Origin of the sequence: Paraburkholderia sejongensis, from assembly GCF_020880815.1 — a bacterium.
Taxonomy (GTDB): domain Bacteria; phylum Pseudomonadota; class Gammaproteobacteria; order Burkholderiales; family Burkholderiaceae; genus Paraburkholderia; species Paraburkholderia sejongensis.
In genome coordinates this window covers 88,876-114,827 of the sequence record NZ_JAJITD010000020.1, presented here as the reverse complement: position 1 = coordinate 114,827, position 25,952 = coordinate 88,876, and the positions used below count along the sequence as shown (strand labels likewise).

Annotated in this window: 14 protein-coding genes; 4 read left to right on the top strand and 10 right to left on the bottom strand. The window is 67.0% G+C overall.

Annotated elements, in window-relative coordinates; genetic code table 11:
• Positions 1 to 139 precede the first annotated feature (139 nt).
• On the top strand, positions 140 to 1,336 hold the full coding sequence (locus LJ656_RS29705) for an O-succinylhomoserine sulfhydrylase (protein ID WP_230513058.1): 1,197 nt from the start codon (positions 140 to 142) through the stop codon (positions 1,334 to 1,336).
• An 18-nt stretch (positions 1,337 to 1,354) separates the two neighbouring features.
• Here LJ656_RS29705 and LJ656_RS29700 read toward each other — a convergent pair whose 3' ends face one another.
• The gene (locus LJ656_RS29700) at positions 1,355 to 2,134 is read right to left on the bottom strand and encodes an AraC family transcriptional regulator (RefSeq protein ID WP_230513057.1); all 780 of its coding nucleotides are present in this window, start codon (positions 2,132 to 2,134) and stop codon (positions 1,355 to 1,357) included.
• Positions 2,135 to 2,177: 43 nt separating this feature from the next.
• The gene (locus LJ656_RS29695) at positions 2,178 to 2,519 is read right to left on the bottom strand and encodes an FKBP-type peptidyl-prolyl cis-trans isomerase (RefSeq protein ID WP_230513056.1); all 342 of its coding nucleotides are present in this window, start codon (positions 2,517 to 2,519) and stop codon (positions 2,178 to 2,180) included.
• A 195-nt stretch (positions 2,520 to 2,714) separates the two neighbouring features.
• On the opposite strand from LJ656_RS29695, the gene LJ656_RS29690 reads away from it, so the two are divergent.
• On the top strand, positions 2,715 to 3,530 hold the full coding sequence (locus tag LJ656_RS29690) for a sensor histidine kinase (protein ID WP_230513055.1): 816 nt from the start codon (positions 2,715 to 2,717) through the stop codon (positions 3,528 to 3,530).
• A gap of 102 nt (positions 3,531 to 3,632) precedes the next feature.
• On the top strand, positions 3,633 to 4,976 hold the full coding sequence (locus LJ656_RS29685) for a hemolysin family protein (RefSeq protein ID WP_230513054.1): 1,344 nt from the start codon (positions 3,633 to 3,635) through the stop codon (positions 4,974 to 4,976).
• A 54-nt stretch (positions 4,977 to 5,030) separates the two neighbouring features.
• Here the strand turns inward: LJ656_RS29685 and treY are convergent, their stop codons facing one another.
• From treY to LJ656_RS29645, 8 genes are all read right to left on the bottom strand, one after another.
• On the bottom strand, positions 5,031 to 7,970 hold the full coding sequence (gene treY / locus LJ656_RS29680; RefSeq protein ID WP_230513053.1) for a malto-oligosyltrehalose synthase: 2,940 nt from the start codon (positions 7,968 to 7,970) through the stop codon (positions 5,031 to 5,033).
• Positions 7,967 to 10,195, bottom strand: a complete 2,229-nt coding sequence (malQ, locus tag LJ656_RS29675; RefSeq protein WP_230513052.1) for a 4-alpha-glucanotransferase — start codon at positions 10,193 to 10,195, stop codon at positions 7,967 to 7,969. The genes treY and malQ overlap by 4 nt, the downstream gene beginning before the upstream one ends.
• Positions 10,192 to 12,096 (bottom strand): malto-oligosyltrehalose trehalohydrolase, encoded by a 1,905-nt coding sequence (gene treZ, locus LJ656_RS29670; protein WP_230513051.1) that lies wholly within the window; start codon positions 12,094 to 12,096, stop codon positions 10,192 to 10,194. Before treZ ends, malQ begins: the two co-directional genes overlap by 4 nt.
• 216 nt (positions 12,097 to 12,312) lie before the next feature.
• A complete protein-coding gene (gene glgX, locus LJ656_RS29665) occupies positions 12,313 to 14,526 on the bottom strand; it encodes a glycogen debranching protein GlgX (protein ID WP_230513050.1) in 2,214 nt (737 codons plus the stop codon).
• A 107-nt stretch (positions 14,527 to 14,633) separates the two neighbouring features.
• Entirely contained in the window at positions 14,634 to 16,844 is a 2,211-nt protein-coding gene (gene glgB / locus LJ656_RS29660; protein WP_230513049.1) for a 1,4-alpha-glucan branching protein GlgB, read from the bottom strand.
• Positions 16,837 to 20,310, bottom strand: coding sequence for a maltose alpha-D-glucosyltransferase (gene treS, locus LJ656_RS29655; protein WP_230513048.1), 3,474 nt, complete (start codon positions 20,308 to 20,310; stop codon positions 16,837 to 16,839). The genes glgB and treS overlap by 8 nt, the downstream gene beginning before the upstream one ends.
• Positions 20,307 to 23,759, bottom strand: coding sequence for a maltotransferase domain-containing protein (locus tag LJ656_RS29650; RefSeq protein WP_230513047.1), 3,453 nt, complete (start codon positions 23,757 to 23,759; stop codon positions 20,307 to 20,309). Before LJ656_RS29650 ends, treS begins: the two co-directional genes overlap by 4 nt.
• 495 nt (positions 23,760 to 24,254) lie before the next feature.
• Entirely contained in the window at positions 24,255 to 24,917 is a 663-nt protein-coding gene (locus LJ656_RS29645) for a DUF1345 domain-containing protein (RefSeq protein WP_230513046.1), read from the bottom strand.
• Positions 24,918 to 25,301: 384 nt separating this feature from the next.
• Between LJ656_RS29645 and LJ656_RS29640 the strand changes: the two genes are divergently transcribed.
• On the top strand, positions 25,302 to 25,928 hold the full coding sequence (locus LJ656_RS29640; RefSeq protein ID WP_230513045.1) for a sorbitol dehydrogenase family protein: 627 nt from the start codon (positions 25,302 to 25,304) through the stop codon (positions 25,926 to 25,928).
• Positions 25,929 to 25,952: the final 24 nt, after the last annotated feature.

Genomic DNA, 25,952 nt, shown 5'->3' with positions numbered 1-25,952 from the left:
CGACGCGAGCGTAAGCTCTGCACACCCGAAGCCCGCTTCTGCCGACGCAGAAGCGGGCTTTTTTGCATCTGTCGTGCGCAGCGCGTCGTCACGCGTCGTTGCATGCGGCAGCCGAACCCTGGCGGTAACGAGGACCAGCATGGACGACTCCCCGAACTTCGACTTCGACACCCTGGCCGTGCGCGCCGGCACCGCGCGCAGCGACTTCAACGAGCACTCCGAAGCGATTTTCCTGACTTCGAGCTTCGTGTTCGCGAGCGCCGCCGAAGCTGCCGAGCGCTTCAAAAACTCCGAAGACTATTTCACCTACTCGCGCTTCTCGAACCCGACGGTCGCGATGTTCCAGGACCGGCTGGCCGCGCTCGAAGGCGGCGAGGCCTGCATCGCGACCGCATCGGGGATGGCCGCGATCATGTCGGTCGTGATGTCGACGTTGCAGGCGGGCGATCATCTGGTCAGTTCGCGGGCGCTGTTCGGCTCGACGCTCGGAATGTTCTCGCAGATCTTCAGCCGCTTCGGCATCACCACCACGTTCGTCGATCCGTCCGATCTGGACGCCTGGCAACGCGCGGTGCGTCCGGAGACGAAGATGTTTTTTCTGGAGACGCCGTCGAACCCGCTGACCGAGGTTTCGGACATCGAAGCGATAAGCGGGATCGCCAGGGCGGCGAATGCGCTGTTCGTAGTCGACAACTGTTTCTGCAGCCCGGCATTGCAGCAACCGCTGAAGCTCGGCGCGGACATCGTCATGCATTCGGCGACCAAGTTCCTCGACGGTCAGGGCCGCGTGCTCGGCGGCGCGCTGGTCGGCTCGAAGAAAATCATCATCGAACAGGTGTTCCCGTTCGTGCGCAGCGCGGGGCCGACGCTGTCCGCGTTCAATGCGTGGGTGCTGCTGAAGGGACTTGAAACGCTATCGCTGCGGGTCGAAAAGCAGTCGGCCAATGCGCTGGAAATTGCCCGTTGGCTCGAAGCGCATCCGGCCGTCGGGCGGGTGTTCTATCCGGGGCTCGAATCGCATCCGCAGCATGCACTGGCGATGCGTCAGCAGAAGTCGGGCGGCGCGATTCTGTCGTTCGAGCTGAAGGGCGACACGCCCGAGCAGATGCGCGCGAATGCCTGGCGTGTGATCGACGGCACGAAGATCTGCTCGATCACCGGCAATCTCGGCGACACGCGCACCACGATCACCCATCCGGCGACCACCACGCACGGCCGTATCACGCCGGAAGCGCGCGCGGCGGCGGGGATTACCGAAGGCCTGATCCGGCTAGCGGTGGGACTGGAACACGTTGGAGATATCCGCGCGGATTTGCAGCGCGGTCTGCAAGGCTGACCGGGCGGGCAAGCGCGCTCAGTGCCGCAACGCGCGCCACTGCCCGGGCGCGAGCCCAAAACGCCGCGTGAACGCGTGCGTGTAAGCGCTCTGATCGCCGAAGCCGATCTCGAGCGCGATCTCGGTCAACGACAGGCGCGGGTTAGCGAGCAGCGTGACCGACGTATCGAGCCGCAGCCGCTGCAAATAGCGATGCGGCGTTTCGCCGAACGCATCGATGAATAACTGGTGAAAGCGCCGCATGCCGAAGCCGCAATGCGCGGCGAGGTCGGCGATCCGCAGCGGCTCGGACAGATGCGCGCGCAGCCAGCGATCGATACGCGCGAAATCGAGGCTGCCGCGCTCGGCCTGGGTGCCGGCAAGCGCGCCCGTATCGGCGACCAGCGCGGCGCCGAGGCGGGCCGCGGCGTCCCAGTGGAAACGGCGATTGTCGCCGGCCGCGGGTTGCTCGTCGCCGGTCGCATGAGCGGCGATCCGATGCACGAGCTGCGCGAGCGATGCGTCGACGCTCACGGCCCGGGCACGCTCGAACAGCCGCTCCGGCACCGCCAGCGATGCGGCCGGCAAATCGAGCACCAGCTGCCGGTTGGTGCCGACGCCCGCGTAATCGTGCCGCGCGCCGGCTGGAATCAGCCACGCGGAGCCGGCGTCGATCTGTTGCGCGACGCCGTCCACCGCCATCACCATCGCGCCGTCGAGCCCCAGCACGACCTGGTGAAAGTCGTGCACGTCCGACGCCTCAATCGCGCCGTAGCAGCGTAGCGAGACGTTAGGGGCGGTGACGGCGGCGTGGCTCATGAAAGCAGCTGCGTAAAACCGAAGAAGCTCGAGACGAGCAGACTCAGACTTCGAGCAATTCGACTTCGAACACGAGCGTCGCATTCGGCGGAATCACGCCGCCCGCGCCGCGCACGCCGTAGCCGAGTTGCGGCGGGATCGTCAGCTTGCGCTTGCCGCCGACCTTCATACCTTGCACACCTTCGTCCCAGCCCTTGATCACCATGCCGCCGCCGAGCACGAACGCGAACGGGTCGTTGCGGTCCTTGCTCGAATCGAACTTCTGGCCGTCGGTGAGCCAGCCCGTGTAGTGCACGCTCACGGTCTTGCCGGCCACGGCCTCGGCGCCGGTGCCTTCCACGAGGTCTTCATATTTCAGGCCGGATTCGGTCGTCACAGTCGACATGCGTCGCTCCTTTAGTCAAAACGTAAAACCGACATTGTAGGCGTGTTTGTATGCGTGTCGACATCGCATCGCCGGGTTCCGCCGTGGCATGCGGATTGCGCGGCGTTGATCGTCCGGCCGTGCTGGTCGGGCCGGATCAGTTGCCTATAATGAGGCTTCCTTCCATCATCCAGCACTGCCTGAGAGGGCTCGATCGTGACAACGTCTCCAACCGGCACTGCGGGCGCACAGCCGGCAACTGCCGGCTTCGCCATCTCCGAACGCAGCGCGCATCTGCGCGCCGAAACTGCGTTGTTCATGCGTGATCACGTGTTGTCGCTGGTGTCGCACGACCTGCGCGGTCCGCTGAATGCGATCCATAGCTGGGCCTACGTGCTCGAACGCAAGCTCGATGCGAACGATCCCAACTCGCAACGCGCGATCGCCGGCATTCGCAGCGGTGTCGATCAGCAGGTGAAGCTGCTCGAGACGATCGTCGATGCGACGCGCGCCGAAACCAAGGCGCTCGCGCTCGTGTATGAGCCGTTCCCGCTGCATCCGCTGCTCGTCGAAACCGCCGAGGAAGTGCGCGCCGGTCTCGCCCGCGCGCGCGGTGTCGAAGTGCGGCTCGACTCGCAACTCGCGACCGAACAGCTGAACGGCGATCGCGAGCGTCTGGCCGCCGCGCTCTGGCTGATGTTGGCGTTCGCCGTCGAAGCGAGCGCGCAGGGCGCCGAGGTCGTGCTCAGCACGCGTGCGGATCCGGGCACCTGGCACGCGAGCGTCACCTACACGCCGAACGAGGCCACGCTGAACGACCCGGCGTTGCCGCATCTGCTCGAAGCGTTCGCGCGCAAACAGGCCGGCGAGCCGCGCGAGGCGAAGCGGATCGCATGGGTATTCGCGCTCTGCAAGCGCGTGACCGAGGCGCACGGCGGCGGCTTCGAACAGAGCGACGCGGGTGAAGCCGGCGACGGCTCGCCGGCCACGCTCGCGCTGCGCGTGCCGCTGAGCGCGAGCGCGCCGAGATGAGCGTCGTCGTGCGAAGGCTCGTCGACGCGGTTGAGCGCGATTAACGTTTCAGTCAGCTTTCAGCCTCTATACTGACAACTTTTGTTGCCGGAGCCCGTCGCTTTGATCCAGGTTGTCGCCCTTATCGGTGCATTGTTTCTCGTTGCTCTCAACGGTTTTTTCGTCGCCGCCGAATTCGGGCTCGTCAAACTGCGGCAGACTCGCGTGCACAGCCTCGCGACCCAGCACGGCATGCGCGGCCGTCTGCTCGCGAAGGTCCACGGCCAGCTCGACGCCTACCTGTCCGCGTGTCAGCTCGGCATCACGCTCGCTTCGCTGGGCCTGGGCTGGATCGGCGAACCGGCGTTCGCGCAATTGCTGACGCCGCTGTTCGGTCTGCTCGGCGTCGAATCGGCTCAGCTGATCCACGGCATCTCGCTGTTCTTCGCGTTCTCGTGCATCTCGTTCCTGCATATCGTGGTCGGCGAACTTGCGCCGAAGTCGCTCGCGATCCGCGAGGCGGAGAAGATTTCGCTGTGGGCCGCGATGCCGCTGTACGCGTTCTACTGGGCCATGTATCCGGCCATCTGGGTGCTCAACACGAGCGCCAACACGGTGCTGAAGGCCGCCGGGCTCGACGCCGATCACGGCCACGACTCGCATTACTCGACCGACGAACTGAAGCTGATCCTGCGTGGCCGCCGCACCAATGTCGTGAGCGAACTCGGCTCGCCCGCCGGTGCGTACAGCCAGGACGAATGGAATACGATCGCGCACTCGCTCGACTTCTCGCGCATGACGGTGTCGGACCTGATGCGGCCGTCGTACGAGATGGTCGGACTGCGCCGCGATCTGCCGCTGCGCGACAACATGCAGGTGGTCGCGCGGCATCGCTTCAGCCGCTATCCGCTGTTCGAGGATGCATCGGGCGAGCGGGTCGCCGGCATGATCCATCTGAAAGATTTGCTGCTCGCGCGTCACGCCGGCAGCACGCTCGACGACCTGTCGCGCTACGTGCGCCCGGTGCAGTACGTGAAGCCGGAAATGCCGGCGCTCGAACTGTTCCGGCGCTTTCGCAAGGGCGCGCCGCATTTCGCGCTGGTCGGTCACAAGAACGAGAAGCCGATCGGTTTCCTCACGCTCGACAATCTGCTCGGCGCGCTGGTCGGCCAGATCCACGACGAATTCCGCCAGGGCGACGCCGACTGGACCCGGATGGACGACGGCACGCTGATGGGCAAGGGCAGCTTGCCGGTGGTGTCGCTGGAACGCGCGCTCGGGATCGATATCGACGAAGGGCAGGCCGAATCGGTCGGCGGCCTCGTGATCCAGGCGCTCAACGATCTGCCGAGCGAAGGGCAGCGGATCGAGTTCGAAGATTTCGACGTCGTGGTCAAGAAAATGAAGGGGCCACGCATCGTGCTGGTGCGCGTGTACCCGAAGGTGTTCGACGACGAGGGCGGTTGATGGGCGGTTGACGGGCGGCGCGGCGCTGAACCGCGCGCCGCCGCTGCCCCAGCGTCAACTCCTCGGCACGCCATCCTCCACCAGCACCGCCACCGGCATCACGGTGAGCGCGTCGCGCAGATACAGCAGGCCGTCGTCGACTTTCGGCGCGGCTGGACTGAGCCAGTCGAACAACGCGCGCGCCGACAGGTCGGCCGGCATTTCGACTGCGGTGTCTTCCCAGCGCGCGGGGTCGACTAGCGGCAAATCCGCTTGAGTGCCGGGAGCCGCGGCATCGCCGCTCGCCTCATCCACACCCAACAACCGCGCCGCCAACCGGCTCGCGACCACCACCGCCCACGCATTCCCATGTCGCCGGGCGAACGCAATCACGCTCGCCGCATGCTTGCCCCGCACCGCGAGCGGCAGATACGCCCCCTGACTCAGCAGCTCCGGCAGATGCGTGCGCAACGCAAGCACGCGTTGAATCATCGCGAGCTTCACGCGTCCGTCGCGCCAGTCGGCCAGAAACTCCGACGGCGGCGTTTGCGTCGGCGCAAGCCATGCTTCCCGTTGCGCGAAATCGACCGGCCGCCGGTTGTCCGGATCGACGAGGCTGAAGTCCCACAACTCCGTGCCCTGATAAAGATCAGGAATCCCTGGCGAGGTAAGCCGCAACACCGTCTGCTGCAAACTGTTGAGCGCGCCCGCCCGGCCGATGCGTTCGACGAACGCCGCCAGCTCCTTCAGGAACCCGTCGCGCCGCTGCGGCGCCAGGATGTCGAACAGAAACTCGCGGCAGCCGGCCTCGTACGCTTCATCGGGTGCGAGCCAGCTCGTATGCAGCTTTGCTTCGCGCAGCGCCTTCAACTGCCATTGGGCGACGCGCTCGGCCAGCTCCTTCACACCGGCATCGTCGTCGGGGCGCAATTGTGGCGGCCAGCAGCCGACCAGCGTCTGATACAGCATCGCCTCGGCCGCGGGGCCGGGCGCCCACGCATCGCTCTTGTCCTGACTGACGCTGTTGACCGGCGTGCCGTCGAGCGCGCGCCGTTGCGGCGCATTCAACGTAGACCACGCGCGCAGCGTCGCGCTCCATTCGTCGGCGATTTCGCTGAGCACCGCGAGCCGCGCGCGCACGTCTTCGCCGCGCTTGTGATCGTGCGTGGCAGTCGCCAGCAGCGCGTGCGGAAAGCGCTGCGCGCGCTCCTGATTGCCGGCATGAAACTGCTCGACGGACAGCGCGAACTCGCCCGGGTCCGCGCCGACTTCGTTGCGCGACAGCAGCCGGCCATAGCGATAACACGCGGTGTCCTCGATCGCCTTCGCGGCGAGCGGCGCGCTCAGTTGCGAGAACAGCGCCTGCGCATTGCGCCGCGCCGAGTTCACATGCGACGGCGGTCCGGCGTTCGGTCCTTGCGGCTGTGCTTGCGCGGCGCCGGTCGCGCCGCTGGAACCGGCGCCGGCGGGCGCGCCCGTGCGCGCAGGCGGCGGCTCTTCCGCGCTGCCGCCGAGCCACGCGTTCACGCGCTCCAGCGCCGCATGATCGGAGCGCGGCAGCGTCGCGCGCGCGCCGGCCAGCGCGACGTCGAAGTAGACGTTATCGGCCGCGCTGCGCACCGCGCTCTGCGGGTACATCCGGTACACCGGAAAATGCACGACCAGCTCGGTCAGCACGCGACGCAGCGTCGGGTAGGTGAAATCGCGCGTCGTCAACGAATCGCGCGCGATCCGGTGCAGCGCACGCGCGGCGCGATCGAGTTCCGCGGTCAGATTCTCGGCGAGGATCTTGCGCCGCGCGTCGAGCGCCTCGTCGGCGAACCGCGGGCTGCGGCCGGTCAGCTCGCTCCACGTGCGCGCGAGCGGCTCCGCGCCGGCCGGATCGTGCAGCAGCGCGCCGACGTCGTTCATGAAGTCGTAGCCGGTCGTGCCGTCGACGGGCCAGTCGTCGCGCAACGCCTCGCCGCGGCCGAGAATCTTTTCGACGACGACATAGGGCGTGGTCTCGCGCAGCTCGGTGAGCCGCTGCCGCAAACGCTGCGTGTATTCGCGCGGCTCGGCGAGGCCGTCGATGTGATCGATGCGCAAGCCGTCGACGAGTCCGTCGCGATACAGCCGGAAGATCAGCGCGTGCACGGCCTCGAAAACCTCGGGCCGCTCGACCCGCACGGCGGCGAGCGTCGAGATGTCGAAGAAGCGCCGCCAGTTCACTTCGTCCGATGCGGTGCGCCACCATGCGAGCCGGAAGTGCTGCTTCTCGAGCAGCCGATGCAGGCGGTCGCGCGTGACCGGATCCTCGGGCGCATACGTTTCCAGCACGAACTCGAGCGCCGACTCGCCTTCGCGCGCGACGAACTCGCGCAGCGCATCGCGCGCCTCGGCGGCGCGCGGTTGATCGGCGGGCTGGGTCGTCAGCCCCTGGAAGCGCGCGGCGAGCGCGCTCAGATCGGCGCGGTCCGCGCTTTGCAGGATCGCCGGGTAATCGACCGGGCAGACCGGAAACACGTGCGGCCCGTAGCCGATCAGAAAGCGCCCGCTGTCGGCCGCGAAACGCAGCGCGATGCGGCCCGCCGCGAGTTCGTCGCCGTACTGCGCGCCGAGCGTCGGCAACAGCACCTTGCCGCGCAACGCCGGATCGGGCGAGTGCCAGTCGACGTCGAAGTGGCGCGCGTACGGGCTGTGCCGCCCCCACTCGAGAATGTCGAGCCACCACGCGTTGCTCGAACCGCCGACGCCCATATGGTTCGGCACGATATCGACGATCAGTCCCATGCCGTGCGCGCGCAGTTTTTCGACGAGGCGTTGCAGCCCCGCCTCGCCGCCGCATTCGGCGCTGACCTGGGTGTAGTCGACGGTGTCGTAGCCGTGCTGCGAACCGGGCTCGGCGGTCGTGACAGGCGATGCGTACAGATGGCTGATACCGAGCGCGGCGAAGTACTCGACGCGTCGCGCGGCGTCGTCGAACGTGAAGCCTCGATGGAACTGGAGGCGCAGGGTGGAGCGTGGGACGGTCATGATGGCGTGTCAGGCTCCGAAGAAAGTTTCGATGAAGAGGATGACGAAGCAACGGCGCCATCCGCCCCGGCCGCGGCCCGGCGCGCGCGCTCGACGGCCAGCAGGCGGTCGCTGAACGCGGCGTCGTCGAACATCGCGTCGACCGGCAGCGTCATCCGCCGGCGCCAGTTCGGATGCTCGTCGATCGAACCCGGCAAGTTCGGCTGTTCGGCCAGCCCGAGCAGATCTTCGAGCGGGAACGTCACCAGCGGCCCCGGCGTCGCGGCGACGAAAGCAAGCGCTTCGTCGACCGGCGCGTCGTCGGCGGACGGCGGCTCGACCTGCGGGGCCGCCACGCCGGCCTGCTGAAACGCGCGCCACAGCTGGCCGCGCTGTTCGGCCCGCTCTTCGAGCGCAACCTGCTCGGGATCGCGGCCGTCCGCGCGTGCCAGCGTCTGGCCGATCCGGTTGCGCCACTGGATGTCGCTGCCGCGCCACCAGCCGGCCACGGTCGGTAAATCGTGCGTGGTCGTCGTGCCGACCGCGAAGCGATCCCAGTCGCGCGGTGCCTTGAAGCCGACGCCGTCGGGCGCGCCCTCGAACCACAGTACGCGGATGCCATCGATGCCGTGTTCGTCGAGCCGCTCGCGAAAACCGGGCGGCACCGTACCCAGATCTTCGCCGATCACGATCGCGCGATGCCGCCATGATTCCAGCGCAATCAGCCGCAACAGGTCTTCGAGCGGGTAGCGCAGATACGCGCCGTTGCGCGCGCTTTCGCCGTCGGGCACGAGCCACAGCCGCCGCAAGCCGAGAATGTGGTCGATGCGGATGCCGCCCGCGTGCGCGAATGCCGCGCGCAGCATGTCGATAAACGCGGCGAAGCCCTGAGTTCGCATCGCCCGCGGCGAGAAGGTGGTGAGGCCCCACGACTGGCCGGCCTGGTTGAACAGGTCCGGCGGCGCGCCGACTGATACGTGTTGCAGCATGTCGTCCGGGTACGACCATGCGTGGCTGCCGGCGCTGTCGCAGCCGACCGCGAGATCGGCGATGAGGCCGACCGCCATGCCCGCTTCGCGCGCCGTGTGCTGCGCGTGCGACAGCCCGCGCGCGGCGAGCCATTGCATGAACAGATAGAAATCCACTTCGTCGCGCTGCGCGGCGGCGAACGCATCGACTTCGGGACTGCGCGGATCGCGCAGCGCGTCGGGCCAGTTGCGCCAATGACCGTCGCCGCCTCGCGCGAGTTGCGCGGCCTGCAATGCTTCGAAGCGCGCATGATCTTCGAGCGCCCGGCCCGCGCGTTCGCAAAAGCCATGGAATTCGAGCGCGTGCGCCGAATGCTGCGCGCGTTCGCCCGCATTGAACTGCTGGTACAGCGCGCGCAATACCTTCAGCTTCAGAGGTGTCGCGTGCGGGTAGTCGATCAGCGGCAGCGCTTCGTTGCGAGCCCACGCGTTGTCGCCATCCGCGGTCGCGGCCGCCAGCGCGGCGCGCGCGGCGTCCGCGCCGAACACCGCGGCGGGATCGATATGCGTGACGTTCAGCCATAAACGCGACGACGGCGCGTACGGACTGAAGCGTTCCGGCTGCGCGCTGAACATCGCATGGGTCGGACTGACCGCCAGCGCATGCGCGCCGCGCTTCGCGCCCAGTTCCGCGAGTTGCGCGAGCGCCGTGTAATCGCCGATACCGCCGTCGCCGACGCGCCGCAAGCCGTATAGCTGCGCGGCGATACCCCACAGCGGCGGCGCCTCGGCGTCCTGACCGTCTTGCAGCGTGCGCCACGCATCGGCGACCGTATAGCAACGCGGCGGCGCGACCGCGAGCGTCATCCGCTGCTCGTTGATCACCAGCGTGTGATAGCCGGCTTCGTCGATCGGCGCGAGCAGCGCTTGCTCGCCTTTCGGGGCGGTAAAGCGGCCATCGATGATCGCGCCGCTTTCGAGTTCGATCCGGTAATGGCTGCCCGACCTCACGGCGGCCGCGGGCAGCGCGATCCCGCGCCCGATCACCGCGGTCATCAGCGGCGGCAAGCGGCGGCCGGATAGTTCGGCCTCCAGAGCACTGGCGCTGTGGCGGATTTCCGTGGCGTTCGCGCACGGCAGGCCCATGCGGTCGAGCAGCGTCGCGAGCGTCTGAGGCGGCACGTGCTGCACGTTGTGGTGCGCATCCTGCCACTCGACTTCGAAGCCCGCGCGGGTCGCGAGGGCAAGCAGTTTTTCACTGGGGCGTCGGGTCGTCACGCGCGCTGCTCCTCGTGGGAGACGACGCGGGCATCGTGGCGGCTCGCGTATTCGCTGACGTCGCCGGTGAGCCACGCGACGAAGCTATTGGCCGGCAGCGTCTGCGCGTCGATCCGCTCGCGCACGCGCGGCGGCGTTTCGAAAATGACCTTGCCGTCCGGCGCGTGGTTCAACGCGACGTCGTCGTTCGACAGATTCAGCGCGATCGATAGCGTCTCGCCGTCGCCGAGCCGCCAGCTCGCGATCAGCGCATTCGCGTCGGCGCCGCCGGCCGCGGGCAGCACGGTCGCGCCCAGCGCCTTGCCGTGCTTCAGGCGCGGCGTGATCAGTTTCGCGCGCACCGCCAGCGCGGACTTGTAAAAATGCATCCAGTCGAGCCGCTCCAGTGTCGGCGCCGCATCGGCCGCCGGCGGCGACGATGCGGCGAAGGTCTGCTCGTCGTTCGGATCGGGAATCTGCGCGCGGCGTTTCTCGTCGCTGAACGCGGAGAATCTGGCGAATTCGCGGCGCCGTCCTTCGCGTACCGCGTCGGCGAGTTCGCCTTCGTAGTCGGTGAAAAACAGGAACGGCTGGGTCGAGCCGTATTCCTCGTCCATGAACAGCAGCGGGATTTGCGGCGACAGCAGCAGCAAGCCGGTCGCCGCTCTGAGCGCGGCATCGGAAGTCAGCGAGCGCAGCCGCTCGCCCATTGCGCGATTGCCGATCTGATCGTGGTTTTGCAGAAACATCACGAACGAGGTGGGCGGCAGATGGCCGCTCGCTTCGCCGCGCGGCGCGCCGTCGTGAATCGGCGACGGGTCGCCCTGATACGCGAAGCCTTCGGCCAGCACGCGCGCGAGCCGGCGGATCGGCCGCTCCGCATACGCGTGGTAATAGCCTTCGGTTTCGCCGGTCAGCAGCACGTGCAGCGTGTTGTGCGCGTCGTCGTTCCATTGCGCGTCGAAATGCGTGTCGAGCAGGCTCGCGCTGTTGTGCTCGTTTTCGAGCACCAGATGCACGTGGCGGCCATGTTCGACGCGCGCGCGGATGTGGTCGGACAGCTCGCGCAGCCATTCGTGGTCGTCGATCGCGTGGACCGCGTCGAAGCGCAGACCGTCGATACGGTATTCGTTGATCCAGTAGACCGCGTTGTCGGTGAAGAAGTCGCTGACTTCACTGCGCGCGAAATCGATCGCCGGTCCCCACGGGGTCGTTTTGCCTTCGCGGAAAAACTTCTTTGCGTAGGTATGCAGATAGTTGCCGTCGGGGCCGAAGTGGTTGTAGACCACGTCGAGGAACACCATCAAGCCGTGACCGTGGGCCGCGTCGATCAGCGCTTTCAGTTCTTCCGGCCGGCCGTACGCGGAATCGGGCGCGTAAGGCAGCACGCCGTCGTAACCCCAGTTGTGGCGGCCGGGAAAATCGTTCAACGGCATCAACTCGATTGCCGTCACGCCGAGCGCGGCGAGCGCGGGCAGACGCTGTTGCACGCCCGCATAGCCGCCCAGCGCGCCGACGTGCAGCTCGTACAACACCGTTTCCTCCCACGGCCGCCCGGTCCAGCCGGTATGTTCCCAGCGGTATGCGCGCGGGTCGATTACTTCGCTCGGGCCGTGCACGTCCCGCGGCTGAAAGCGCGAGGCCGGGTCGGGGACCAGTTGGCCGTCGTCGAGCCGAAAGCGATACAGGGTGCCTGCGCCGCTGTCGATGCAGGCCTCGAACCAGCCATTGCCGGTCGAGGTCATGTCGTGCAGCCCCTGGGCGGGACCGTTTTCGATGGCCACCTGCACGCTCGCGCACGACGGTGCCCAGAACCGGAAGCGCGTGCGCGGCTGGCTGCCGTGCGCGCCGAGCAGTTGCGCGCTGAACGGCAGGCAGTGCGCGAAGTGATGCGTGTGTGGATCGAGCGGTCTTTCGGACATTTCTTCACCATTCGAAGCGGCTATCGAGCCGCCAAGTGGAATGCGCTACAGAAAATACGCAACGCCTTACGTGCATGCATTGATGTGATGAATGCGCCGCGGCGCCGCGCTCCGGTTGCGTCGCAACATTCTTGCCACCCCGCCGGCGCGAATTGCGAACGTCGGCGCGACCTCGACGCAAGCTCAACGCAGCCTCATCGCAGCCTTAATGCAACCTCAGCGCGCGCCGTCATCGTCGTGCGTCTGCGTGCCCGGATCGGGCGGCAGCGCGGTCAGCAAACGCGGCCCATGCTGCGCGCCGGCTATCCAGCCCGCCTGCCAGTCCGCGTCGCCGGTCGGCTGCGCGGCGACGATCACGAGGCCGTGCGCGCCCACTTCCAGTGCAGGCGTCGCGAGCCGCTCGGGGGCGCGCTCCGGCGCGGCCGTGTCCAATAGCACGTGCCATTCCAGATGCGGTGCGGGAGGAACGAATTGCAACGCTTGCTCGTGCGCGTTGAGCATCAATAACAATACTTCGGTTTCGCCGTTCAGACCCGGTCCCGCGCGACGCAGCGTGAACGCGCGGCCTTCCGGGTCCTGCCACGCTTCGATCGTCAGCGGATCGCCGTGCTCGTCGAACCAGCCCACGTCGAACAGGCCCGGCAGCACTTCGCGGTCGCCGAACAGAAAGCGCGTTTCGCGCAGCAACGGGTGCTGCTTGCGCAACGCGATCACTCGCGCGACGAACTCGGTCATGCGGCGCCCTTCCGGCGAATCGGCGAGGTCCCAGTCGATCCACGATAGGTCGTTATCCTGACAATACGCGTTGTTGTTGCCGCGCTGGGTCCGCAACGCTTCGTCGCCGGCCAGCATCATCGGCGTGCCGAGCGCAATGAACAGCGTCGCGATCAGCGAGCGCATCACGCGACGGCGCGTCGCCAGAATCGCCGGATCGTCGGTCGGGCCTTCGACGCCCCAGTTGCGGCTGCAGTTCTCGTTGTGGCCGTCGTTGTTGCCCTCCTTGTTGTCCTCGTTGTGCTTGTGCTCGTACGCGGTGACATCGGCCAGCGTGAAGCCGTCGTGCGAGGTGACGAAGTTCAGCGACGCCCACGGCTTGCGATGGCGCCGGTTGAACACGTCGGCCGAGCCGGTCAGGCGCGCGGCCAGATCGGGCCGCAGTCCCGCGTCGCCGCGCCAGAAACGGCGCACTGTGTCGCGAAACCGGTCGTTCCATTCGCTGAAGCCGGGCGGATGGTTGCCGAGCTGATAGCCGCCGGGGCCGATGTCCCACGGCTCGGAAATCAGCTTGCGCTGCGACAGCACCGGGTCCTGGCGCAACGCGTCGAACAGCCCCGAGCCCGGATCGAAGCCGTGACTCTCGCGCCCGAGCGTGACGCCGAGATCGAAACGGAAGCCGTCGATGTTGAAAGCGGTCGACCAGTAGCGCAGCGAATCCATCACCATCTGCAGCACGCGCGGATGCGGCAGGTTCACCGTGTTGCCGCAACCGGTGTCGTTGATGTGGTGACGTTCGTCGCCGGGAACCAGCCGGTAGTAGCTGGCGTTGTCGAGCCCGCGCCACGAGATGGTCGGGCCCATCTCGTTGCTTTCGCAGGTGTGGTTGTAGACCACGTCGAGTATCACTTCGATGCCGGCCGCGTGCAGCTGGCGCACCGCGATGCGCATTTCGTCGAGCCGGTGCGAACTCAGATAGGTCGGCTCCGGCGCGAAAAACGCCGCGGTGTTGTAGCCCCAGTAATTGCGCAGCCCGCGCTCGACCAGAAAGCGGTCGTTCAGAAACGCATGCACCGGCAGCAGTTCGACCGCGGTCACGCCGAGTTTCAGCAGATGCTCGATGAACTCCGGCGACGCCAGCGCGGCAAAGGTGCCGCGTTCGTGCTGGCGCAGATCGTTGCGCAGCATCGACGCGCCGCGCACGTGGGTTTCGTAGATCACGGTCTCGCCCCACGGCACGTTCGGGCGTTTGTCGTGCGACCAGTCGAACGCTTCGTCGACCACTACGCACTTGGGCATCGCGGGCGCCGAATCGCGCCGGTCGAACGACAAGTCCGCGCGATTCGAATGCATCCGGTAGCCGAACAGCGCGTCGGACCAGCGAAAGTGGCCGACCAGCTTGCGCGCGTAAGGGTCGAGCAGCAGCTTGTGCGGATTGAAGCGATGGCCGAAATGCGGCTGATACGGCCCATGCGCGCGAAACCCATACGCGGTGCCCGGATGCGCGCCGGGCAGATAGCCGTGCCAGACTTCGTCGGTACATTCGGGCAGCGGGTAGCGGCGGATTTCCTTGCGGCCGGTCGGATCGAACAGGCACAGCTCGATTTTCTGCGCGTTCGCCGAGAACACCGCGAAATTGACGCCGAGGCCGTCCCAGCTCGCACCGAGCGGGTAGGGCGAGCCGGGCAGCAGCCGGTCGGGCATCGCATGCGACATGATTCCCCTTTCCTGTTCTGATTGTTGGGCGCGCGGCCCGGGTCTTCATGCCACGCTCGCGCGGCCCCTTCGCGAGGCGCCGCGCGCCGCGTGTCGCGGCAACTCCTTCAATCCGCGCGCAACACGATCGTCGCGAGCGGCGGCAGGACCAGCGCGGCGGAATGCGGGCGGCCGTGGCTCGTGATGTGGTCGGTGTGAATCAGCCCACCGTTGCCGATGTTCGAGCCGCCGTACACGCCCGCGTCGGTATTGAGCACTTCGACCCAGCGTCCGCCGCGCGGCAGGCCGAGTCGGTAGTCGGCGCGCGGCACCGGCGTCATGTTGCAGACCACCACCACCTCCTGGCCGGCGCCGTCGGTGCGCCGGTAGGCGAACACGCTGTTGCCGCTGTCGTCGCCGATCAGCCATTCGAAGCCGCCCGGCTCGCTGTCGGTCTGATGCAGCGCGGCCTCGTTGCGGTACAGGTGGTTCAGATCGCGCACCAGCAGTTGCACGCCGTGATGATTCGGATCGTCGAGCAGATGCCAGTGCGGCGAGCCGTCATGGTCGAACTCCGCCATCTGGCCGAATTCGCCGCCCATGAACAGCAGCTTCTTGCCCGGATGCGTCCACATGAAACCGAAGTACGCGCGCAGATTCGCAAACCGCTGCCAGCGGTCGCCCGGCATCTTGCCGAGCAGCGAGCCCTTGCCGTGCACCACTTCGTCGTGCGACAGCGGCAGCACGAAACGTTCGGAGTACGCATAGACCATCCCGAACGTCATGTTGTGGTGATGGTACTGCCGGTACACCGGGTCTTCGTGCATGTAGTGCAGCGTGTCGTGCATCCAGCCCATGTTCCACTTGAAGTCGAAACCGAGCCCGCCGTCTTCGACGCGCGCAGTCACGCCCGGCCATGCGGTCGACTCCTCGGCGATCGTGATCGCGCCGGGCGCGCCGGGCACGTAGCGAACCTCGTGATTCAGGCGCTTCAGGAACGCGATCGATTCGAGGTTCTCGCGCCCGCCATAGATGTTCGGCACCCATTCGCCGGCCGCGCGCGAATAATCGCGGTACAGCATCGACGCAACCGCGTCGACGCGCAAACCGTCGACGTGATAGCGCTTCAACCACGCGAGCCCCGACGCGATCAGGAACGCGCTGACCTCGTTGCGGCCGAGGTTGTAGATCATCGTGTTCCAGTCCTGGTGATAGCCCTCGCGCGGATCGGCGTGCTCGTACAGCGGCGTGCCGTCGAAATCGATCAGCCCGTGCGCGTCGTTCGGAAAGTGCGCGGGCACCCAGTCGAGAATCACGCCGAGCCCGGCTTCATGCGCGCGATCGACGAAGCGCGCGAACTGCTCGGGCTTGCCGAAGCGCGCGGACGGCGCGAACTGGCCGAGCGGCTGGTAGCCCCACGAGCCGCCGAACGGATGCTCGGCAATCGGCAGAAATTCGACGTGCGAGAAACCCATGCTCTTCGCGTACGGAATCAGCCGCTCGGCGAGTTCTTCCCAGTCGAGGCCGCGATTGCCTTCCTCGCCGATGCGCAGCCACGATTCCGCGTGCACTTCGTAGATCGAGATCGGCGCGCCGGCGGTCTGCCTGTCCGCGCGCGCTTCGATCCACGTGTGATCGGTCCACGGAAACTGCTCGATTTCGTCCACGTGCGCGACCACCGACGCGGTGCCGGGGGGCTTCTCCGTCTGCATCGCGCAGGGGTCGGCCTTCAGCGGCAGCGGATGACCGTCGCGCGACAGCAGCTCGTATTTGTAGCGGGTGCCGGCGCCGACGCGCGGCACGAACAGCTCCCACACGCCGGCCTGATGACGCAGCCGCATCGGATGACGGCGGCCGTCCCACGCGTTGAAGTCGCCGACCACCGACACGCGCCGCGCATTCGGCGCCCACACCGCGAAGCGCACGCCGGGCACGCCGTCGACTTCAAGCGGCCGCGCGCCGAGGCATTCGAGCACCGCATACGGATCGCCGTGTGCGAGCCGCTGCAACGGTTCGTCGCCGAGCACCGGACCGAACGAATAGGTGTCCTCCACTTCCTGCACGACGCCATGCCAGTCGATGCGCAACCGGTACGGCATCGCCTCGGTGATGCGCCCGGCGAACAGACCGGGGCGCAACTGCTCGAGTTCGCCGAGCGTCGCGCCGTCGGCGCGCGAAATCACCGTCACGTGCGCGGCATTGGGCAACAGCGCGCGCACGATCGGCCCCGCGTCGGTGTGATGCAAGCCGAGCTGCGAGAACGGATCGGGGTGGCGCGCTTCGACCAGGGCGTCGATATCGACGGGTTGCAGGCCAGCGGCCGGATCATGCTCACTCATAGTCGCCCTCGGCCGGGTTAGGCGGCGTTGCGGCGTCTGACGCCTGGGTTGATGAAGTATCGGGCGGCGTACCGGTGTCGCCGAGCAGCCTGCTCGCGAGCGCGGCGAGGCCGCGCACCGGCAAGCCGAGCCACGTCGGCCGGTTGGCCGCTTCGTAGCGGATTTCATAGGCGGCCTTCTCGATCAGGAACAGATCGAGCAGCGCCTGCTCGGCTTCGGGCGCGACCAGCGGCGTCGGCGCGTCGGCGACCGCCGCGCGGTACTCGGCGAGGAACGCGCTGGTGGCCTGCGCTCGGAATCGCTCGAACAGCACGCGCTTGCGGTCGGCGGTCTGTTGCGGCGCGCTTTCAGTGGTCGATTGCGCGGCTGCGCTCGCATACGACAGCGAGCGCAGCAGCCCGGCGACGTCGCGCAGCGGGCTCGACTTCTGGCGCCGCTCTTCGAGCGAGCGCGCGGGCTCGCCCTCGAAGTCGATCAGATACGCGTCGCCATGCGCGACCAGCACCTGGCCGAGATGGAAGTCACCGTGGATGCGGATACGCAGCGCGTCGAGCTCGCCCGCCACCAGTTGATCGACCGCGGCCACGAGGGCGTCACGCCGGTCGAGCAGGCTCTTCGCGAGCGCCTGGGTTTCCGGGTCGCTGATCTGGTCGATGCGTGGGGCCAGCAGATCGAGCGCGGCGGCGAGCATCTTCTGCGTGCCGTCGACCCACGCCCGCACCTGCTGCGCGTTGGCCGGCTCCGGCGCGAACGCCGGGTCGTCGGTCGGCGACGCGAGCGCGACGTGCAGTTCGCCGAGCCGGCGGCCGATGATGCCCGCCAGTTCGCCGTAACCGTCCAGCAGGATCGATTCGTTGGTGCGATCCGGGATGGTCTGCGTTTCGGTGTCGATCGCGATTGCGAGTTCGTCGACCGAGCGGCGCAGGTAGTCGAGCGACCAGTTCCACGCATCGCCCTGGTTATCGATAAAGCCTTGCAGAATCGCGAGCGTATGGGGCACGCCTTGCGGATCGACGCGCACCACTTCGCCGTACAACGGCGCGGTGTTCGCATAGCCAAGCTGGGTCAGATAGCGGCTGATCTCCGCCTCCGGATGAATACCGGCGACGAGCCGGCGCACCAGCTTGAGCACCGCGGCGTCGGCGATGATCAACGAGCTGTTGCTCTGCTCGGCCGCGAGCCAGCGAATTTCCGGGCGCTCGCCAAGGCTGTCGAGTTCGCTGAAGCGCTCGCTCGGGATGAATCTGATCTCGCTCTTCTGCACGGTCGGCACGACCGCGCGTTCGCGCAGTTTGCGCAGCACGTTGTGCGCGAAGATCGGCAGCGCGAACGCGTCGGTCAGGTGACCAACGTTGCGGCCGCGCCGCACGCGCGCGAGCGCGAGCTGCATGAACAGCGGCGTAGTGGTTTCGCCGCCCCACGTGATCGCGATCGGCACCACGTAGCGCTCGGTGTGATCGCCTACATCTGCTTCGATCTCGGTGAACGCGAAGCCGCCGTTCGGAATCGTGGTCAGCGCGGCGAGCCGCACCGCATGCATCTTCTGATCCTTCGACGCGAACCAGCGGCGCCGGCTCAGCCATGAAGGCAGCACTTCGGATTCCAGCAGCCGCACGTTCTCCGGCGTCGGGCCGGCCTGGCCTTCGCGGATCACGATCGTCACGAACTCGGGCAGCGGCTCCGAATGCGCCTGCGCCCAGCTCGGCCGCTGACCGCTTTCGCACAGCATGAACCACAGGAAGCCGTACGGCGGGAACGTCAATAGATAGGTCAGCTGACCGATCGCGGGGAACACCGAATCGGCGGTCATCTCGATCGGCACGAAGCCGTTGAATTCGGAAAGATCGAGTTCGACTGCCTGCGGCGCGCGCGACAGATTCGCGACGCACAGGATCGGCGCCTCACCCGGCATCTCGCGCAGATACGCGAGAATCTTGCGGTTTTCCGGCTTCAGAAAGCGGATCGTGCCGCGTCCGAAGCTCTGCTTGGAGCGGCGCGTCGCCAGCATCCGCCGCGTCCAGTTCAGCAGCGAATGCGGGTCGCGGCTTTGCGCTTCGACGTTGACCGCGTCGAAGCCGTACAGCGAACCCATCACCGGCGGCAGCACCAGTTGCTCGGGGTCGGCGCGCGAGAAGCCGCCGTTGCGATCGGACGACCATTGCATCGGCGTGCGTACGCCGTCGCGGTCGCCGAGGTGAATGTTGTCGCCCATCCCGAGTTCGTCGCCGTAGTAGATCACCGGCGTGCCCGGCATCGACAGCAGCAGCGAATTGATCAGCTCGATGCGGCGCCGGTCGCGCTCCATCAACGGCGCGAGGCGGCGCCGGATGCCGAGATTCAGGCGCGCGCGCCGGTCGCTCGCGTAGGTGTTCCACAGATAGTCGCGCTCGGAGTCGGTGACCATCTCGAGCGTCAGCTCGTCGTGATTGCGCAGAAAGATCGCCCACTGGTTCGACTCGGCGAGGTCCGGCGTCTGCTTCATGATGTCGGTGATCGGGAAGCGGTCCTCGCTCGCGATCGACATATAGATGCGCGGCATCAGCGGGAAGTGGAACGCCATATGGCATTCGTCTTCGGCGCCGAAGTACTCCTTCACGTCTTCCGGCCACTGGTTCGCTTCGGCGAGCAGCATACGGTTCGGATATTCGGCGTCGATGGTCGCGCGAATCTTCTTCAGGATCGCGTGCGTTTCCGGCAGGTTCTCGTTGTTGGTGCCTTCGCGCTCGACCAGATACGGCACCGCATCGAGCCGCAACCCGTCGATCCCCATATCGAGCCAGAAGCGCATCACCTGCAGCACTTCCTTCAGCACCGCCGGATTGTCGAAGTTCAGATCGGGCTGGTGCGAGTAGAAGCGATGCCAGTAATAGGCGCCCGCGACCGGATCGTGAGTCCAGTTCGACGGTTCCGAATCGATGAAGATGATGCGTGTTTCCGCGTACTTCTGGTCGGTGTCCGACCACACATAGAAGTTGCGATAGCTGGAGCCGGGCTTCGCGCGGCGCGCGCGCTGGAACCAAGGATGCTGATCCGACGTGTGGTTGATCACCAGCTCGGTGATCACGCGGATGCCGCGCGAATGCGCTTCCTGGATGAAGCGCCGCACGTCCGCGAGCTGGCCATAGTCCGGATGCACGGCGCGGTAATCGGCGATGTCGTAGCCGTCGTCGCGGCGCGGCGACGGATAGAACGGCAGCAGCCAGATCGCGTTGACGCCGAGTTCGGCGATGTAGTCGAGCTTCGCGATCAGGCCGGGGAAGTCGCCGACACCGTCGTTGTTCGCGTCGAAGAACGACTTGATGTGCACCTGGTAGATGATCGCGTCCTTGTACCAGAGCGGGTCGTCGCTCAGCATCGCGGGCTTGCCGCGGCGGCGCGCACGCGGCGCTTTGGCCGCGCCGGCGCTGGCGGTGGCGGCGACCGTTTGCGCTTCGCGGGCGGTTTGGGCCGGTTCGTCACGCTTCATGTTCCACCTTCCATATAGGTTGGGTTGCCAGCGGCTGCGTGATGAGCGCTGTCCGGATCGTGATCGGTCTCCTGCGGGCGTTCGGCGGGCAAGCCGCCTTGCGGCGCGATGCACCAGATCGAGAACGGCTGCCCCGAGCCGAGCCGTACGTGCTGGCGGCGGCCCTGCCACTCGAAGCGCGCGCCGGTCATCTGGTCGGTCACTTCGAGCGTCGCGTGGTCGTGCAGATGCCAGCGCTGGAACGTGTCCCACGACAACTCGATGTCCGCGCCCTGTTCGTTGTATGGATCGAGATTGATCGCGACGACGATCACGTTGTCGCGCGCCTCGGTGGCTTTTTCGAACAGCAGGATGTGGTCGTTGTGCGCGGTCAGGAACGTGAGGCCGAGATGCGTGTGCAGCGCCGGATTCGCGCGGCGGATCCGGTTCAGCGCGGTGATCTCGCCGACGATATTGCCGGGCCGGTTCCAGTCCCACGCGCGCAGCTGATACTTTTCGGAATCCAGATATTCCTCGCTGTTCGGCAACGCAGTCGCCTCGCACAACTCAAAGCCGCTATACACGCCCCACAAACCGGCGAGCGTCGACGCCAGCGCCGCGCGAATCAGAAAGCCGGTGCGGCCCTGCCCCTGCAGATGGCGCGGGTTGATGTCCGGCGTGTTGACGAAGAAGTTCGGCCGATAAAAATCGCGCGCGCCGGTCTGCGTCAGCTCGGTCATGTACTCGATGAAGTCGCGCTTCGATTCGCGCCACGTGAAATATGTGTACGACTGCGAGAAGCCGATCTTGCCCAGACGGTTCATCATGCGCGGCCGCGTGAACGCTTCGGCGAGGAAGATCACGTCCGGGTGACGCGCGCGCACGTCGCCGATCATCCATTCCCAGAACGGCAACGGCTTGGTGTGCGGATTATCGACGCGGAAAATCCGCACGCCCGCGTCGATCCAGAACAGGATCACGTCGCGCAATGCAAGCCACAGGCCGGGCTTGGCGTCGCGTGCATAGAAGTCCGGGTTGACGATGTCCTGGTACTTCTTCGGCGGATTTTCCGCGTAGCGCAGCGTGCCGTCGGGGCGCCACGCGAACCACGTCGGATTCTCTTTCAGCCACGGGTGATCGGGCGAGCACTGGATCGCAAAGTCGAGCGCGATTTCGAGGCCGTGCTCGTGCGCGGCGGCCAGCATCGCCTTGAAGTCGTCGAGCGTGCCGAGCTGCGGATGCACCGCGGTGTGGCCGCCCTCGGCCCCGCCGATCGCGTACGGGCTGCCGACGTCGCCGGGCTGCGCGGTCAGCGTGTTGTTGCGGCCTTTGCGGTTGGCGACGCCGATCGGGTGGATCGGCGGGAAGTACAGCACGTCGAAGCCCATCGCGCGAATCCGCGGCAGCTTCGCCGTGACGTCCGCGAAGGTGCCGTGGCGCGACTCGTCATCGCTCATCGAACGCGGGAAGATCTCGTACCAGCTCGCGAACGACGCAGCCGTGCGGTCCGCGTCGATCTTGTAGATCACGGGGTCGCGGCTCAGGAACGGGCGATGACGCGCGGCGGTCATCGCCTGCTTCGTGGCCGGCGCGAGGATCAGCTCCAGCTTGCGCTGCGCATCGGCCTTCGTGAACTCGCGCACGATCTGTTCGAGCGGCGCCTTCTGCGCGCCTTCGGTGGTTTCGACCTCGGCGAGCACCAGCGCGAACAGATGCGCGGCTTCGTCGATTTCGATTTCCACCGTTTGCCCGGCCTTCAGCTTCTTCTCGATGTGCTCGACCAGCGACGCGAAATCGTCGCGCCATGCGATCACGGTGAATTCGTAGCGCCCGACCCGTTCGAGCGGAATCCGCGCGCTCCATAGATCGAGGCCGGCGGGCGGCGCCGGAGACATCAGCTGTTCGTGCCACGCGGTTTCGTCGGCGGCGCGCCACAGCACCGCGGCGGCGATCTTGTCGTGACCTTCGGCGAAGATCGCGGCGCTGATTTCGGCGCGTTCGCCGACGCTGCGCTTCGCCGCGAAGCGGCCATGGTCGACCGACGGTGTCACGCTTTCGATGGCGACGCGCGGCGCTTCGAGCGCTTCGAGCACGGTCTTGCGGCCGCTGCGTTTGCTGTTCGCTTTGTCGATCGGCGGCGCAAGGCGGATCGGCGCTTCGGGCGCGGCGCGCAACAGCCGCACCGCGCCGGGCGCCAGTGCGAACGGCGTGAGCGCGGCGGGCTCCGCGCGGCCGGCCGCATCGAGCGGCACGAAGCGCGTGAAGCTGCCCGGCACGCCGTTCAGGAAACGCGCGGGATCGACCCGCACCGGCGCGCCGAGATCGGGATTGATCGCGATCAGGACTGCTTCGGTTGCGTCGCGCAGGTCGGCGTGGTCGGCGCGCAGCAGGACCGCCGCCGGTGCGCCCGGCCCGGACAGCGGGCGCAATTCACCATTGGCGTGCAGCGTCGCCGTATTGCGCGCGAAGTCGTTCGCCTGGGTGACCGCGGCCGTCAGATCGAAGCGCCGCGACTGCGCGGCGCGCGCGAACTGCGCGGGGTCGCCGCGGGTTTGCGACAGCGGCTCGGCAAGACCGTATTCGAACCCCATCGGCATCATCCAGCCGCTGCCGAGCGCGACCGACGTGAACAGCGCGCGCCGGTACGCGCGCTCGACGATCGCCGCATCGTGCGTGTCGGTCAGCTCGGCGCAAAGGCGCGTGCCGTACGGCGCTTCGGGAAACGCGATCGGCGCGCCGACGCGCGCGAGCGCCGCGTGTTCTTCGGCCATCCAGCTCGAACGGAAATCCCACCAGCGCACCGACGAAAACACGCTATCGAAACCGGCCCCCTCGAGTCCGGGCAGATCGCCGCGCGCGAGGCCCGGGGTCGCCGCGAGAAAGCGCACGTCGGGATGCTTCGCGCGCACCTCGTCGCGCAGATGGCGCCACACGGCGGCCGGTACCCGATGCGGTGAATCGAAACGGAAGCCGCCAACGCCCGCTTCGGCGAGCGCGAGCAACTGCTGGGTCCACCATACGGTCAGCGACGCGCTGGTCGCCGGGTCGTCGAAATTCGCATAGACCACGTTGTCTTCGCGATGCACGTGGCGCGGATCGAGCCGCGCGAGTTCCGATTCGCGCGGATGGAACCAGTCGGCGTGCTCGGCGTACAGCACGCCGTCGGCGGCCATCCGGTCGACCACCAGATCGACCAGCAGCGTCAGACCGTTGCGGCGCGCGGCTTCGGCGAGCTTGCGCAGCGACTCGGACGCGGACTGTTGCGCCTCGAACACCGGATGCAGTTGTGCGTGATTGCCGACCAGCTGGCCGTGATTGGCCTCACCCGGCTCGAACAGGCCGCCGATCAGCGCGTGATCGAAGCCGAGCCCGGCCGCATGAGCGAACTGCGCGGGCCATGCATCGAGCGGCCCTACCAGAAGAGAATGGAAAAAGTAAATCCGTGGCGCGTACCCGTTTGGAGGTTCCATCGGTCGTTTCCAGAGTTGTCCTGCTGCGGTGTGGATGCAGTTGGGCATGCGATCACAGCGCTCATTGGGCTTGCCGAGCCGGATACCGCGCGCTGCGTTAGCGCGCGCGCGTACTGGTCAGAGTAGTGCATAGATCGGCACGCCGCTGGCCAAGTCGCGGGTGCTTTGACGCCAGACGCCCGCCGCGCGCGGCTGGGCGACACTCGTGGCGGAAGGGAGCAAACGTTGTGCCAAAGGGGCGGGCGGCGGGGCGGCGCGGCGGCGCCCGCACGGTGCGAGCCGCGCTCCCGCGCAAGGCGCGGCAGCGCACGCTGCGCGATAGAACCGGCGCGCACTGCGCGCGCGCGGCGGGTGACAGGTGGCCGGGTATGTAAAACCGGCGGCGAGGGGCCGGCTTTTACACGGCGCGTTCAGGTGAAGCGGTTCGTCGGGCGAACGTGGCCGCGACGGATGACACAAATTTCATCGCGCGTTCATCGGCAGGTCTTTTGGCGGTCACGAACCTAGCAGCCCGGCTGCTATATTCACGCACAGCCCGAGCACCGCGACGTTGAAGTAGAACGACAGGATCGATTGCGCGAGCGTCGCGCGACGAATTTCGCGCGAGCGCAGCACGATGTCCGACGTCTGCGAAGCGACCGCGATCGTGAACGAGTAGTACAGGAAGTCCCAGTAATTCGGCAGCAAACGATGATCGGGAAATTTCAGCGCGGTTTCCTGCGCATCGGTGTCGTAGTAAAGCCGCGCGTAATGCAGCGTGAAAATCGTCGGGATCAGAAACCACGCGCCGATCAGCGTGAGTCCGGTCAGCAGATAGTGCCAGGCCCCCGACGCGCCGCCCGCGCCCTTCGCGGACGCGAGTTCGAGCACGATCGCGGCGATGCTCGCGACGGTCGCGACGCAGATCACGACCAGCACGACGCCGGCGTTTTCGTCGTCGCGGATCGCATATTGGCGCACCTCGTGCTCGTTGGCGAGCGCCATGTGCAGCCAGATCATCAGCAGGTAGCTCCAGATCGCCGCGTCCCAGCCGATCAGCGCGCGCGCCATCGGGCTCGTGTGGGCCGGCACCAGACACGCGACGACGATACCGATCGCGAGCCCGATCATCGTGCGGGGCCGATTGCGAAGAACTTGCGGATAGTATTTGATGGACATGAAGCGGGCGTGGTCGGGTCGAGTGGTGCGTGTCGCGGATTCTACTGCGCGGCACGCGGACTATTTGCGGAGCATTTGTCGAATCGGCGGCTCGCAAGCTATAGTCTCCCGCAGCGGCCTTGCACGCCGCTTTCGGTTGAAAGGCGATTGGCAGCAAGCGGCACCGAGGCCGTTCTCTGCCATGTTCGCGGCGTCGTGTGCAGCGACGCACAGCGTCCAAGGTTGCAAGCGGGCCTGCCACACGCGCGAGTTTCGCGCTCGCATATGAGACCGCGCAAGCGGCGCAAGACCAGGGTTTGGGGAAGAGCAAACGCAGCGGCTCGCCAACGGCATCGTGCCGTCGCCGTGCCGCTCGTTCAGAACGATTCACCGTCTGGAGCCCCCATGACAGATGTTCCTGAGAATAACGATGCGCATCGCAAGGTGCCGCATCTCCAGGGATCGAAGTCCTACCGCAGCATGATCTCCCCCGCCGGCTCGCCGGCTTCGTTTTCGGCCGCGCGCAGAACGTGGCTGCTCGGCTCGTGCGCGGCGGCCGCCGCACTCGCGTTTGCCGGCGTGAGCCGCGCGCCTTTGCTGACCTCCGCTTTCGCCGCCGATGCGGCTCCGGCCGCCGCTGGACTCGATGCGTTCCTCGCGCTATCGCAACATCTCACCGGCCGTAGCGAGTTCGATCCGTTGCTCGGCCAGCGCGTCTATGCGGCGCTGTCGCGCGCCGACAGCCAGTTCGCGCAGAACGTCGGCGCGCTCAATACGTGGCTGCAATCGCACGGCGGGGTGCCGTCCGACACCGTCACGCAGGCGTTGCAAAGCGAGCAGCCCGCGCTCGCGAAGACGGTCGGCGCGATCATGCGCGCGTGGTATCTCGGCCTCGTCGGCGACATGCCGCACGTCGAGGTGGTCGCATATGAGAAGGCGCTGATGTTCACGCCGGTGAGCGACGTGCTCACGATTCCATCCTATTGCCGCGACGTGCCGTTCTACTGGACGCGCAATCCCGCGTCCGCGTGAGCGGCGCGGCTGCCGCGCGGGTCG